Source organism: Ferrimonas sp. YFM, from assembly GCF_030296015.1.
GTDB lineage: Bacteria > Pseudomonadota > Gammaproteobacteria > Enterobacterales > Shewanellaceae > Ferrimonas.
In genome coordinates this window covers 4,182,855-4,196,038 of record NZ_AP027368.1, presented here as the reverse complement: position 1 = coordinate 4,196,038, position 13,184 = coordinate 4,182,855, and the positions used below count along the sequence as shown (strand labels likewise).

The following is a 13,184-nucleotide window of genomic DNA, read 5'->3' as shown; positions in this document are numbered from 1 at the left end:
CAGCGTGGATAAACTGCAAATTCGGGCAGCCGGCCCCTTAGCCGGCGAAGTCACCATCTCTGGTGCAAAAAACGCCGCTCTCCCCATTCTGATGGCCACAGTGCTGGCGGATGATGAGATGCGCATCGGCAACGTTCCCGCCCTGAGAGACGTGAACACCAGTGCTCAGCTGCTGCGCCAACTCGGCGCTGAGGTCAGCGAACTGAAAGAGGGGGTGATTGCCATTCGCCCTCAGACCATAGATCAGTGTGTGGCGCCCTACGACCTGGTGAAGACCATGCGCGCGTCCATCATGATTCTCGGTCCGCTGCTGGCCAAGTTTGGCCGCGCCGATGTCTCCCTGCCTGGCGGCTGCGCCATCGGTGCCCGTCCGGTTAACCTGCACATTCACGGCCTGCAATTGATGGGCGCCGATGTGGTGGTGGAGGAGGGCTACATCAAGGCCCGGGTCGATGGTCGCCTGAAAGGCGCCACCATCCTGATGGACATGGTGTCCGTGACCGGCACCGAGAACTTGATGATGGCCGCGGCCCTGGCCGACGGTGTCACCATCATCGAAAACGCCGCCCGGGAGCCCGAGGTGGTGGACCTGGCCAACTGCCTGAACGCCATGGGCGCCGATGTGCGCGGCGCCGGAACCGACACTCTGGAGATTCACGGCGTGGAGCGCCTGTCCGGCATCCACTATGACGTGATGCCCGACCGTATCGAGACCGGGACCTATCTGGTGGCCGCTGCCGCCACCGGTGGCCGCATCGTCTGCCGCCGTGCGGCGCCGGAGACCATGGACGCCGTCCTGCTGAAGCTCGAGGAGGCCGGCGCCTCCATCGAGCGCGGCGACGACTGGATCGCCCTGGATATGCTCGGCAAGAAACCTCAGGCCGTGGACCTGAAAACGGCGCCGCACCCGGCGTTTCCCACGGACATGCAGGCCCAGTTCTGCGCCATGAACGTGGTGGCCGAAGGGGTGAGCAAGGTGACCGAGACCATCTTCGAGAACCGCTTCATGCACATTCCTGAGCTGCAGCGCATGGGCGCCAGCGTCGACCTTGAAGGCAACACCGCCCTGATCAAGGGGGGCGCTCGCCTGACCGGTGCCCAGGTGATGGCCACCGATTTGCGTGCGTCAGCCTGCCTGGTGATCGCCGGCCTGGTGGCGGAGGGCACCACCATAGTGGATCGCATCTACCATCTGGACCGTGGCTACGAGCATATTGAAGCCAAGATGGCGGGCCTCGGTGCCGACGTGGTGCGCCTGAAGTAACAGCCAGTGCCATCGAAATTATAGCGGGAGCCTCAGGGCTCCCGTTTTCGATCTTCAGGGGACAATCCGGCCCTGAGGTTGAGGTCCGGATCCGGCCTATGCCCTCCCTGGCCTGTGGTAAGCTGGCTGACATGAAACTGACCCATGACCAGTGTGAACAGGCCCGATTGGCCCGCGACAGCCGCTTCGATGGCCGCTTTTTTACTGCGGTGAAGAGCACCGGCATCTATTGCCGCCCCGTGTGCCCGGCGCCCCCGCCCAAGCCTGAAAACGTCGAGTATTTTGACAACGCCGCGTCCGCGGCGGCGGCGGGTTATCGCCCCTGTCTGCGTTGTCGACCGGAAACTGCGCCCCTGAGCCCGGCGTGGCGAGGCAGCGAAACCACGGTGGAGCGTGCCCTCGGACTGATTCACGCCGGTGAACTCGATGGGCCCCTGGGACCGTTTTCTGAGCGACTGGGGGTCAGCGACCGTCACCTGCGTCGCCTGTTTCAGTGTCACCTCGGGGTGTCGCCATTGAATTACGCCCTGAACCACAGGCTGCTGTTTGCCAAGCAACTGCTGGCGGAGAGTCAGTTGCCTGTGATGGACGTTGCTCTGGCGTGCGGTTTTCAGTCCCGCCGGCGCTTCAACGATGCCTTTGTTCGCCAGTTCCGGCTGACGCCAAGTCAGGTGCGCCGCGGTGCGGTGGGGCAGTCCCAGGGGTGCTGCCTGACGCTGAACTATCGGCCGCCGCTGGATTGGGCGGGGCTGCTCCGCTTCCTGTCTGAGCGGGCCTTGCCCGGCGTCGAGGCGATCGAGGGGGAGGTGTACCGGCGCACGTTTCGCTGGCAGCAGGCCTGTGGCTGGTTTGAACTGTCCCCCATCGTCGGCAAGAACGCGTTGGCGCTGACCCTGCACTGCGATCAGCCCAGGGCGATACGCCCTGTGGTGCAACGCATCAGGCAGATGTTCGATCTGGACCTGGATCCCCTGCATCTCCATCGGCAGCTGTCCAAGGACCCTGTCCTGGCTGGACAGTGTGGTGGTGAGATGGTGCGACTGCCGGGGATCTGGAGTGAGTTTGAAGCCCTGGTGCGGGCCATTGTCGGTCAGCAGATCAGCGTTAAAGGGGCCCGGACCATACTGACCCGGTTGTGTGAGCGTTTTGGTAGCCCGATGGCGGGGCCGCAACTGGGGCGGACGTTCCCCCAGGCTGCTCAGCTGGCCGGCGCAGATCTGTCGGGACTGGGGCTGACGCAGACCCGGGCAGGCTGGATCAGCCATATCGCCCAGTGCTACAGCCAGGGGTTCAGTGCCGGGGAGGGCGACCTGGCCAGCCGGGTCGCCACACTGAAAACCCTGAAAGGGGTGGGGGACTGGACCGCCCACTACGTATGCATGCGGGCGTTCGGCGAGAGCGATGCGTTCGTGGCCTCGGACCTGGGGCTGTACCATGCGCTGGGGTTGGAGAAGGGCACGCCAAAGCAGACCCTGGCCGCGGCCGAATCCTGGCGTCCCTGGCGCGCCTATGGGGTGATGTTGTTATGGAGTTCACTGGGAGAGAAACGATGAGATACGATATGTGGGACAGCCCCTGGGGAGAGATCCTGGCGGCGGTCAGCGACAGGGGGCTGGCGCTGCTGTCGTTTCAGCAGGGGGCTCAGCCGGTTACGCCCGAACCTCACTGGCAAAGGGATGCCTCTGCCCTGGCGCAGGTGCGACAGCAATGTCAGCAGTACGCCGCAGGGGAGCGGGATTCGTTTGAGCTGCCCCTGGACATGGTGGGGACCGAGTTTCAGCGCCAGGTGTGGCAGGCACTGACCACCATTCCCAGTGGCGAGACTCGCAGCTATGGTGATATTGCCAGGCAGATCGGCCGCCCCAAGGCGGTCAGGGCCGTGGGTGCCGCCAATGGCCGCAACCCGGTGGCCCTGGTGGTGCCCTGTCACCGGGTCATTGGTGCCAGTGGCAGCTTGACCGGCTATGCCGGCGGTCTGGCGATCAAGCAGGCGCTGCTCAGTCACGAACAGCGCGGACAATAAAAAAGGGGCTCGAACGAGCCCCTCTCTTTTCGGCGTTATCTTTCCGGCCCCTGATAGGGGGGCTTTTCACCTATGGTCACCGGCAATTGCAATCTCTTGCCTTCGCGGATCAGGGTCATGTTCATTTCTGTGCCCGGCGGCGTTTCAGCAATGTCATCCATCATGGCATTGACCCCCTTCAGGGGCTGCCCGTTCACGTCGATGATGACGTCTCCAGGCAGGAGTCCGGCCTGGTGGGCCGGTCCATTACGATCGATTCCAGTCAGAATCACCCCCTGCACGTCGTTCAGTCCCATCAGCTGAGAGCGGGTAACATCCACATTGGCTGCGGAAACGCCCAGGTGTCCCCGGATAACCCGGCCATCCTTGATCAGTTTCTGCATGATGTTATTGGCCAGCTGCAGCGGGATGGCGAAGTTGATCCCCAGGCCACTCTCACCGCGAACGTTGTAGTTGGCGGTGTTGACCCCGACCAGGTAGCCGTCGGCGTCCACCAGGGCGCCGCCTGAGTTGCCCTGGTTGATGGCGGCGTCGGTCTGGATAAAGTCCTGATACTGGGAGCTCAGGCCGGTGCGGCCGCGGGCACTGACGATCCCCTGGGTGATGGTTTGTCCCAGGTTATAGGGGTTACCAATGGCCAGCACGGCGTCGCCCACTTCGGTGGTGCGGTCCAGGTCATAGGGGATGGTGGGCAGGCTCTGGCCCTGGGTATCCAGGTAGAGCACCGCCAGGTCGGTCCAGGGATCGGCGCCGATCATCACCGCCGAGCCCCAGCGGCCATCCTGCAGTGCCACGTAGATGAGGTCGGCACGGCTCACCACATGGTAGTTGGTCAGCACATAGCCGTCTTCGCGCATGATGATGCCGGAGCCCAGGCCTGCACTGGTGGACTGACTGGGCAGTTGTGAGTTCTGCACGCGGGTATAGATGTTCACCACCGCCGGTGAGGCGCGCTTCACCGCGTGGGAGAAGCTGTTGCGGTTCACCTGACTGGTGGGCCAGTTGAACTCTGGCAACTGCTGACGCAGGTTGGGGATCAGGAGGACGATGGCTGACGCCAGCACCAAACCGGCCAGTATGGGTTTAGCGATGTAGAGAAGTAGACGTGCCATAACGCTCAGGGTCCGATGAAAAACAATAGGATATCATATCGCCGAAACTGGATAAAAAACGCCGCGGACAGGCCGCGGCGTTTTGCTGATTCCATCCTTAGCGGATGATCAGGTACATGTTGGCGTCATCCCGGCGGATGTTCAGGGCCAGGGCGCCTTCATAATCCTCCAGCAGGCCACGCAGCTCCTTGAGGCTCTGCACCCGCTCACGGTTGATGCCCAGGATGATGTCACCCTTGCGCAATCCCTGACGGGCCGCCGGAGAGCGCTCCTCCAGTTCGGTAATGGCCACACCCTGAATGCCATCCTGACTGTAGGTGGAGAGCTTGGCGCCCTCCAGCGCAGGGTGCACCACACTGGCCTTGACGTTCTCCCCCTCCGCTTCGCTCAGGGTGACGTTGAAGTTCTCCTTATCGCCGTCGCGGATGACACCGATCTTCACCTTGGAGCCGGCGCCCATGGTGGCCACCTTGGCACGCAATTCGGCGAAGGTGCGGATCTTGCGACCGTTGACGGAGACGATGATGTCGCCGGCCTTCAGGCCCGCCTTGTCGGCGGCGGAATCGGGCACAACCTGGCTGACGAAGGCACCGTGTTGAGATTCCAGGCCAAACAGCTTGGCGGTTTCGTTGTCCAGTTCGCGACCCAGAACACCGAGGACGCCGCGGCGCACTTCGCCGAATTCGATGATCTGTTCAGCCAGTCCCTTCACCATGTCGGAGGGGATGGCAAAGCCAATGCCGACGTTGCCGCCGCTGGGGGCCAGGATGGCGGTGTTGATGCCAATCAGCTCACCATTGAGGTTTACCAGGGCGCCGCCTGAGTTACCGCTGTTGATGGCGGCGTCGGTCTGGATGAAGTTCTCCAGGCTTTCGATGTTGAGGCCGCTGCGCCCCAGGGCGCTGACGATGCCGGAGGTGACGGTCTGGCCCAGACCAAAGGGGTTACCGATGGCCACGGCGAAATCGCCCACGCGCAGTTCGTCGGACTTGGCCAGCTTCACTTCGGTCAGATCATCGGCTTCCACCTGAAGCAGGGCCACGTCACTGCTCTGATCGGAGCCGATCAGCTTGGCTTCAAACTCCCGGCCGTCGGCCAGGCTGATGAGAATCTTGTCTGCACCATCAATCACGTGGTGGTTGGTGACGATGTAGCCATCGTCCGCGTCGATGATCACACCTGAGCCCAGGCCGCGGAAGGGGCGCTCCTGAACCCGCTCGCGGGGAGCGTTGGGACCAAAGAAGTAACGGAAGGGCTCGGGAATCTCCTGACGGGAGACCTGGGTTCCTGATACGGAAACCGACACAACGGCGGGGCCCACCTGCTCAATCATCGGAGCCAGGCTGGGCAACTGCTGCCCGTCCACCACCATGGGCAACGCCGCCTGGCTAGTGGCCGGAAACAGAGAAAGACCGGCAGATAATAAAGCGGCGGTCAAAACAGCGACAGACTTTTTCATCTATAAAAACTCTCCGTATATCAGCAAATTTGTCTACTTGCTTTCGGACAGCCTGCCGCCGTTTTAGTTCCGCTTGTTAACTTACTTTTTTACGGGGTGTAATGATTCCGTGAGAGCCCTGAACATAGTCGTTGGGCTGGAACTCTTCACTGTCTATCACCACTGGCTCCGGCTCATGCAGGGGCAGTTGGGCGGTGGAGAGTTGCTCGTTAAACAGGTGTGACGCAGAGTCGTTCCACAGTTTATTGGCCTTATCCAGATTCTGGCTCAGCTGCAACAGGGTGGCATGAGACTGCTCAAAGTAGTCCGCCATCTCCTGACGCTGCTGCTCCAGGTCAAACTTGGCCTGCTCCAGAGACTGCTTCAGTTGCGGGGCTTCCTCCGCACTGCCGCCGCTCTTCCAGCGAATCAGATAGCCCACCCCGGCTCCGAGGATAAAGGCCAACACAATCCAAACTTCGTTCATATCTACTCCATGGCGACCCCTGCGCTCGGGTCTGAATACTTGAGGGCATTGTACTTGTTATAGAACAACTATACATCGGCTGCGCCCTCCGTGGTACCATGCGGACCCAAAGCTTAGACCAGTTGAGAGGGCCAAGGACGTGCCGCAGGCGACCCCCCTAGAGCGTTATCAGGCGGATCTGCAACGCCCAGATTTCCATGAAGATCCTGCCCAGAGGCAGGCGGTTGAACATCTTCAGTCTCTGTATGAGAAGCTGATTCAACGTCAACAGGCCCCCAGGCCCGGGCTGCTGTCCCGGCTGTTTGGCAAGGGGGATGCGCCGACCCAGGTTCAGGGCCTCTACTTCTGGGGTGGAGTAGGCCGGGGCAAGACCTATCTGGTGGACACCTTCTACGAGGTCCTGCCCATCGAGCGCAAACTGCGCATCCATTTTCACCGCTTCATGCACCGGGTGCACCGGGAGCTGGACAGGCTTAAGGGCCAGGCCAATCCCCTGGAGGCGGTGGCCGATGCCCTGGCCGCCGAAGCGGAGGTGATCTGCTTCGATGAATTTTTTGTGTCGGACATCACCGATGCCATGCTGTTGGCGGGGCTGCTAAGGGCCCTGTTTGAGCGGGGGGTGGTGCTGGTGGCCACCTCCAACATTCCCCCGGCAGAGCTCTACCGCAACGGTTTGCAGCGTGCCCGTTTCCTGCCCGCCATCGATCTTATTGAGACCCACTGTCAGGTGGTCAATGTGGATCATGGCATCGACTATCGCCTGAGGGCCCTGGAACAGGCGGAGATCTTCCACCACCCCCTGGATGAGCAGGCGGACACCAATCTGCACTGTTACTTCGAACAACTGGCCCCGGAGGAGGGACGGGTCGGAGGCACCATTGAGGTGGAGGGGCGCTTCATCCCCGTACGCCGGGAAGCGGATGGGGTGTTGCTGGCGGATTTCCTCGCCCTGTGTGATGGCCCCAGAAGCCAGGTGGACTACATGGAGCTGGCCCGCTGCTATCACACCGTATTGATGAGTGGCCTCACCGCCATGGGGGCCCAACAGACCGGGGACGACATCGCCCGCCGTTTCCTGGCCCTGGTGGATGAGTTCTATGAACGAGGGGTCAAGCTGATCATCTCCAGCGAGGTGCCTCTGGAGCGGATCTACGCCGGTGGAGGCCTGGAGTTTGAGTTCCGCCGCTGCCTGAGCCGGCTGCAGGAGATGCAGAGTCACGACTACCTGGCCCGCCCTCACTTACCATGATTTTGGCCCGCCGACGCTGAAGCTGGGCCAAAACCACCGTTTTCCTGCAAAAAACGGGTGATTTTTGGCTCGCCTTACTCTATAATTCGCGCCCTGCCCACGTTACGAATGGTTGATTATTCAACCAGACACTCGGTTTGCGACGTGTTCGAAGGGGCACGGAAGAAACCAACATAGCGTACAGTGTCGGCCCCGACATTGTACTGATGTGTAACAGCTAATTTGGGTTATTAGTTAGATGAAAACCTTTACTGCAAAACCAGAAAGCGTTCAGCGTGACTGGTTCGTCATCGATGCCGATGGCAAAACTCTGGGTCGTCTGGCCACTGAAGTTGCTCGTCGCCTGCGCGGCAAGCACAAGCCTGAGTACACCCCTCACGTTGACACTGGTGACTACATCGTAATCATCAACGCTGAGAAAGTTACCGTTACCGGTAACAAGTCTCAGGACAAGATGTACTACAGCCACTCTGGTTACCCTGGCGGTATCAAAGAGATCAACTTCGCTGATCTGCAGGCTCGCAAGCCTGAGATGATCATCGAGAAAGCGGTTAAGGGCATGCTGCCGAAGGGTCCTCTGGGCCGCGCCATGTTCCGTAAGCTGAAAGTGTACGCCGGCGCCGAGCACGCACACGCTGCTCAACAGCCTCAAGTACTAGACATCTAATACGGAGATTTTGGCAATGGCACAAACTCAATACTACGGCACTGGCCGCCGCAAGAGCTCTACCGCTCGCGTATTCATCAAAGCTGGCAGTGGTAACATCACTGTTAACAAGCGTACTCTGGACACCTACTTCGGTCGTGAGACTGCTCGTATGGTAGTTCGTCAGCCTCTCGAGCTGGTTGAAATGCTGGAGAAGCTGGACATCTACGTCACCGTTCAGGGCGGCGGTACCACTGGCCAAGCCGGTGCTATCCGTCACGGTATCACCCGTGCCCTGATGGAGTACGATGAGACTCTGCGTCCTGTTCTGCGTAAAGCTGGCTTCGTTACTCGTGACGCCCGTGAGGTTGAGCGTAAGAAAGTTGGTCTGCGCAAAGCACGTCGTCGTCCTCAGTTCTCCAAGCGTTAATTCGCCCGGAACTTCGGACTGGAAAACCCGCTGCCTGGCAGCGGGTTTTTTTATGCACCTCACAAAACAAGGCGCAATCTGCTGTTTTGTAAAGTTATCTCGTATTCATGTTTCCAAATTATTGTTATTCAGAACAATATCCCCACGGAAAGTATGATCTATCTCTAATTTTTCTATATAATGGGCGCGCGACCGAGCTTTAGCGGTACCAAAAGACCACTTTGGGGTGACTCCCTGCTCGGAAAGACTAAAAAATAAGCAGACCCTAATGGGAGATTTAGTGGATGAGCAATGCGCCTGTCGATAATGGACGTCGCAGATTCCTGACCGCTGCTACAGCCGTAGTGGGCAGTGTCGGCGCCGCTGCTGTTGCGGTTCCATTTATCAAATCATGGAACCCGAGTGCCAAGGCGAAAGCCGCCGGCGCTCCAGTAGAAGTCAACATCAGTAAATTGGAACCAGGCCAGCTTCTGCGTGTCGAGTGGCGCGGCAAGCCGGTATGGATCGTACGTCGTACCCCGGAGGTACTGGATGGCCTGACCAAGCTGGCTGACCAGCTGCGTGACCCGGAGTCTGTTGAACCTCAACAGCCCGAGTATGCCCAGAACGCCTTCCGTTCCATCAAAGATGAGTACTTTGTGGCCGTAGGCCTGTGTACCCACCTCGGGTGCTCCCCAACCTATCAACCCGACACCTTTGGCCAGCAGGTCGAAGGCGTTGCTTCCGGATTTTTCTGTCCCTGTCACGGCTCCAAGTTCGACATGGCTGGCCGGGTGTTCCAGGGCGTACCTGCCCCGCTGAACCTGGTGATTCCGCCTCACACCTATGTGGATGAGAACACCATCCTGGTCGGTATTGAGAAGGGGACGGCCTGATTATGAAAAAGATCATTGACTGGATCGACGAGCGGATCCCGATGACGGCCACCTACAACAAGCATGTTGGCCAGTATCCCGCTCCCAAAAACTTCAACTTCTGGTACTACTTCGGCTCTCTGGCGATGCTGGTACTGGTAAACCAGCTGCTCACCGGTGTGTGGCTGACCATGAACTACGTGCCCACCGCAGAAGGCGCCTTCGCCTCTGTGGAGTACATCATGCGTGATGTGGAGTACGGTTGGCTGCTGCGCTACATGCACTCCACCGGTGCGTCCGCCTTCTTCGTGGTGGTGTATCTGCATATGTTCCGCGGCATGATGTACGGCTCCTACCAGAAGCCGCGTGAACTGCTGTGGATTTTCGGCATGCTGATCTTCCTGATCCTGATGGCCGAAGCCTTTATGGGCTACCTGCTGCCCTGGGGCCAGATGTCCTACTGGGGTGCCCAGGTGATCATCTCCCTGTTCGGTGCCATTCCGGTGATTGGCGATGACCTGACCCTGTGGATCCGTGGTGACTACGTGGTGTCCGGCGCCACCCTGAACCGTTTCTTCGCCCTGCACGTGATTGCCCTGCCTCTGGTGCTGGTGGTGCTGGTGTTCCTGCACATCATCGCCCTGCACGAAGTGGGTTCCAACAACCCTGATGGCATCGAAGTGAAGAAGAACAAGGGCCCGGACGGCTGGCCTGTGGATGCAATCCCCTTCCACCCCTACTACACCGTGAAGGACATCATGGGCGTGGCGGGCTTCCTGATTCTGTTCTGCTACGTGCTGTTCTTCATGCCTGAAGGCGGCGGCTACTTCCTGGAACGTCCTAACTTCGAAGCGGCCAACCCGCTGAAGACCCCTGAGCACATCGCTCCGGTGTGGTACTTCACCCCCTTCTACGCCATCCTGCGTGCCATTCCAGACAAGTTGCTGGGTGTGGTCGGCATGGGTGCGGCCATCGGCGTCCTCTTCGTACTGCCCTGGCTGGATCGCTGCAAGGTGAAGTCCATCCGCTACCGCAGCGGTCTGCACAAGCTGAACCTGGCCCAATTCGTGGTGTGTTTCATCATCCTGGGTTACCTGGGCGCAGTTCAGGCCACTCCTGCCCTGACCCTGCTGGCCCGAGTCTGTACCCTGGGCTACTTCGGCTTCTTCGTATTGCTGTTTGTCTACAGCAAGAACGAAAAGTGCAAACCGGTTCCAGAGAGGGTGACAGGCTAATGAAAAAGGTATTCGCAGTATTGATCGCTTGCCTGCCGGCCCTGGCATACGCCGCCGGTGGCAACAATGAACACGTGGTCAGCGCCAACATCGACCTGACCGATAAGGACTCTCTCAAGCGTGGCGCCCAGGCGTTTATGGACAACTGCGCCGGCTGTCACAGCCTGCAGTACCAGCGCTATCAGCGCATCGCCGACGATCTGGAGATGACCGAAGATGAGGTCAGCGCCCTGATTCACACCGATGCCAAGGTGGGTGAGCAGATCACCACGGCCCTGAGCACTGATGACGGTGCCCAGTGGTTTGGTGCGGCGCCACCGGATCTGACTCTGGAAGCCCGTCTGAAGAGCCCGGACTGGATCTACTCCTATCTGAAGACCTTCTATGTGGATGAGAGCCGTCCATTCGGCGTCAACAACCTGGTGTTCCCTGCCGTGGGCATGCCTCATGTGCTGGAGGGGCTGCAAGGCACTCCGGTGCTGCAGGAAGATGGCACCATAGTGGCGACCGGCGGTTCTCTGACTGCCGAGGAGTACGATCAGTATGTTCGTGACATCACCAACTTCCTGGCCTACACCGGTGAGCCGGTGAAGCTGGAGCGTGAACGTCTCGGCAAATGGGTACTGGGTTTCCTGTTTATCTTCTTTATCATCGCTTACCTGTTGAAGAAGGAATACTGGCGAGATGTACACTAAACGCCAATAAGGTTACAATCTACCTCTTGCGCAGTTGGGGGCGGTCTCGCCCCCAACTGTTTTACCGTTTCTGAAAGAGTTTGGAGGATTCGATGGCTGTTGCTGCCAATAAGCGCTCTGTAATGGCACTGTTTTCCGGTGCTAGTGATCTGTACAGCCACCAAGTGCGCATCGTGTTGGCTGAGAAGGGCGTGGGTGTCGAGGTGATTCAGGTTGACCCCAACCATCTGCCGGATGAGCTGGTGGAGTTGAACCCCTACAACAGCGTACCGACCCTGCTGGACCGCGAGCTTGTACTGTATAACTCCCGCATCATCATGGAGTACCTGGACGAGCGTTTCCCTCATCCACCGCTTATGCCGGTATACCCTGTATCCCGTGGCCAGAGCCGTCTGATGATGTACCGCATCCAGAAAGATTGGTATGCCCTGGCCGAGCGCATCATGCGTGGTGACCGCGCGGAAGCGGCCCGTAAAGAGCTGACCGAAAGCATCCTGGGTCTGGCGCCCGTGTTTGCCGAGACTCCCTACTTCATGAGTGAGGAGTTCACCCTGGTCGACTGTTACCTGGCGGCCCTGTTCTGGCGTTTGCCTCAGCTGGGTATCGAAGTGAGCGGTCGCGGCAGCAACGAGGTGAAAGCCTACATGACCCGCGTGTTTGAGCGTGAGTCCTTCAAGGCTTCCCTGACCGAAGCCGAGCGTGAGCTGCGCATCGGTGTCTGAGCTGAGCCCTCAACGCCCCTACCTGTTGCGGGCGATGTATGACTGGCTGGTGGACAACGGTCTGACCCCCCACCTGGCGGTCAATGCGGATCTTCCCGGTGTAGTCGTGCCCCGTCAGTATGTGAATGATGGTCAGATCGTATTGAATGTGGCGCCCCATGCTGTGGGCAATCTGCAGCTGGGTATCGACGAAGTCAGGTTTAACGCCCGATTTGGCGGACAGCCACAGGCGCTGGTTGTGCCCCTGTACGCCATCGAGGCGATCTATGCCCGTGAGAACGGCGCTGGGACTCTGTTCCCGCCGGAAGAGGCGTACGAGCAGGTGCTCGAAGGGGATGACGCTCCCCTGCCTGAGCCATCGCCCACAGAGGCAGAACCCAAGCCGGAGGCCCCGGCAAAGGGACGCCCCAGCTTAAGGGTGATCAAATAGACAAGAAACGCGGCGATGGCCGCGTTTTTTTTTTGCGCTTTTTCTGGAAAGTTCCCTGAACTTTGTTCGGTAATCTGGAGCAAAGCTTCGGGATAACTCCGTGCTTCAAGTTGGACGAATTGTAACCGATCTCATTTGTGTGATCTGGATCGCAAAATGGACTTCGTGGGCTAAAGTTTTCCAGCAAGCGACGACTTCCATGTTCTCGCCAGAGTCGGTGGAAGAAAGATACCGCATCCCAGAGACTTACCCTGATTCTTCGGCAATTTCTTGATGAAGTCCTTGGTTAACACGATACTAAAGTGTCGTTAAACAAGGTCATAAATCACTCAGGAATGGGCCTCTTTTCAAGTCAACTTGGCCATTTTGAGTGGTTTGTCCAGAAAGTGGTCGATCAGTATTCTGTTCCCCAGTTATGTCGGCGCATCCCCTGGGGGCCGCGCCTGTTCAACACTCAATAATCAGACAGCAGATAAAGGCAACTCCCCTGGTGGGAGGCGCAAAGTCACCGGTCTTACCGTCAGTGGCAAGACAGCGGGACTACCTCATGTCTGGCAATGGTCTTCCTTCCCGGGTTGAAGTCCCTGCCTGCGCACGTC

14 protein-coding genes and 1 riboswitch are annotated in these 13,184 nt (G+C 59.3%); of the genes, 11 read left to right on the top strand and 3 right to left on the bottom strand.

Annotated elements, in window-relative coordinates; genetic code table 11:
* Window positions 1-4: 4 nt before the first annotated feature.
* The 3 genes from murA (at window position 5) to QUE41_RS19380 (ending at window position 3,287) form a co-directional block, all read left to right on the top strand.
* A complete protein-coding gene (gene murA / locus QUE41_RS19390; RefSeq protein ID WP_286340600.1) occupies window positions 5-1,264 on the top strand; it encodes a UDP-N-acetylglucosamine 1-carboxyvinyltransferase in 1,260 nt (419 codons plus the stop codon).
* Window positions 1,265-1,362: 98 nt separating this feature from the next.
* Window positions 1,363-2,817: a DNA-3-methyladenine glycosylase 2 family protein gene (locus tag QUE41_RS19385; protein WP_286340599.1), complete on the top strand. Its 1,455-nt coding sequence runs from the start codon at window positions 1,363-1,365 to the stop codon at window positions 2,815-2,817.
* Window positions 2,814-3,287, top strand: coding sequence for a methylated-DNA--[protein]-cysteine S-methyltransferase (locus tag QUE41_RS19380; protein ID WP_286340598.1), 474 nt, complete (start codon window positions 2,814-2,816; stop codon window positions 3,285-3,287). Before QUE41_RS19385 ends, QUE41_RS19380 begins: the two co-directional genes overlap by 4 nt.
* A 35-nt stretch (window positions 3,288-3,322) precedes the next feature.
* On the opposite strand, the gene degS is transcribed toward QUE41_RS19380, so the two are convergent.
* From degS to QUE41_RS19365, 3 genes are all read right to left on the bottom strand, one after another.
* Window positions 3,323-4,399 (bottom strand): outer membrane-stress sensor serine endopeptidase DegS, encoded by a 1,077-nt coding sequence (gene degS / locus QUE41_RS19375; RefSeq protein WP_286340597.1) that lies wholly within the window; start codon window positions 4,397-4,399, stop codon window positions 3,323-3,325.
* Window positions 4,400-4,496: 97 nt separating this feature from the next.
* Window positions 4,497-5,858, bottom strand: coding sequence for a Do family serine endopeptidase (locus QUE41_RS19370; RefSeq protein WP_286340596.1), 1,362 nt, complete (start codon window positions 5,856-5,858; stop codon window positions 4,497-4,499).
* Window positions 5,859-5,934: 76 nt separating this feature from the next.
* The gene (locus QUE41_RS19365; RefSeq protein ID WP_286340595.1) at window positions 5,935-6,324 is read right to left on the bottom strand and encodes a Z-ring associated ZapG family protein; all 390 of its coding nucleotides are present in this window, start codon (window positions 6,322-6,324) and stop codon (window positions 5,935-5,937) included.
* Window positions 6,325-6,463: 139 nt separating this feature from the next.
* Here QUE41_RS19365 and zapE point away from each other — a divergent pair, with 139 nt between their 5' ends.
* The 8 genes from zapE (at window position 6,464) to QUE41_RS19325 (ending at window position 12,585) form a co-directional block, all read left to right on the top strand.
* Window positions 6,464-7,573 (top strand): cell division protein ZapE, encoded by a 1,110-nt coding sequence (gene zapE, locus QUE41_RS19360; protein ID WP_286340594.1) that lies wholly within the window; start codon window positions 6,464-6,466, stop codon window positions 7,571-7,573.
* Between the two features lie 238 nt (window positions 7,574-7,811).
* Window positions 7,812-8,240, top strand: a complete 429-nt coding sequence (gene rplM / locus QUE41_RS19355) for a 50S ribosomal protein L13 (protein ID WP_136850633.1) — start codon at window positions 7,812-7,814, stop codon at window positions 8,238-8,240.
* Between the two features lie 16 nt (window positions 8,241-8,256).
* Entirely contained in the window at window positions 8,257-8,649 is a 393-nt protein-coding gene (gene rpsI / locus QUE41_RS19350; protein ID WP_028107756.1) for a 30S ribosomal protein S9, read from the top strand.
* Window positions 8,650-8,933: 284 nt separating this feature from the next.
* The gene (gene petA, locus QUE41_RS19345) at window positions 8,934-9,524 is read left to right on the top strand and encodes a ubiquinol-cytochrome c reductase iron-sulfur subunit (protein ID WP_286340593.1); all 591 of its coding nucleotides are present in this window, start codon (window positions 8,934-8,936) and stop codon (window positions 9,522-9,524) included.
* A 2-nt stretch (window positions 9,525-9,526) separates the two neighbouring features.
* Window positions 9,527-10,738: a cytochrome b gene (locus QUE41_RS19340; RefSeq protein WP_417345003.1), complete on the top strand. Its 1,212-nt coding sequence runs from the start codon at window positions 9,527-9,529 to the stop codon at window positions 10,736-10,738.
* Entirely contained in the window at window positions 10,738-11,433 is a 696-nt protein-coding gene (locus QUE41_RS19335; RefSeq protein ID WP_286340592.1) for a cytochrome c1, read from the top strand. The genes QUE41_RS19340 and QUE41_RS19335 overlap by 1 nt, the downstream gene beginning before the upstream one ends.
* 92 nt (window positions 11,434-11,525) lie before the next feature.
* Window positions 11,526-12,155, top strand: a complete 630-nt coding sequence (sspA, locus tag QUE41_RS19330) for a stringent starvation protein SspA (protein WP_286340591.1) — start codon at window positions 11,526-11,528, stop codon at window positions 12,153-12,155.
* The gene (locus QUE41_RS19325; RefSeq protein WP_286340590.1) at window positions 12,148-12,585 is read left to right on the top strand and encodes a ClpXP protease specificity-enhancing factor; all 438 of its coding nucleotides are present in this window, start codon (window positions 12,148-12,150) and stop codon (window positions 12,583-12,585) included. The genes sspA and QUE41_RS19325 overlap by 8 nt, the downstream gene beginning before the upstream one ends.
* 467 nt (window positions 12,586-13,052) lie before the next feature.
* A riboswitch (cyclic di-GMP riboswitch) is annotated at window positions 13,053-13,133 on the top strand.
* Window positions 13,134-13,184 lie beyond the last annotated feature (51 nt).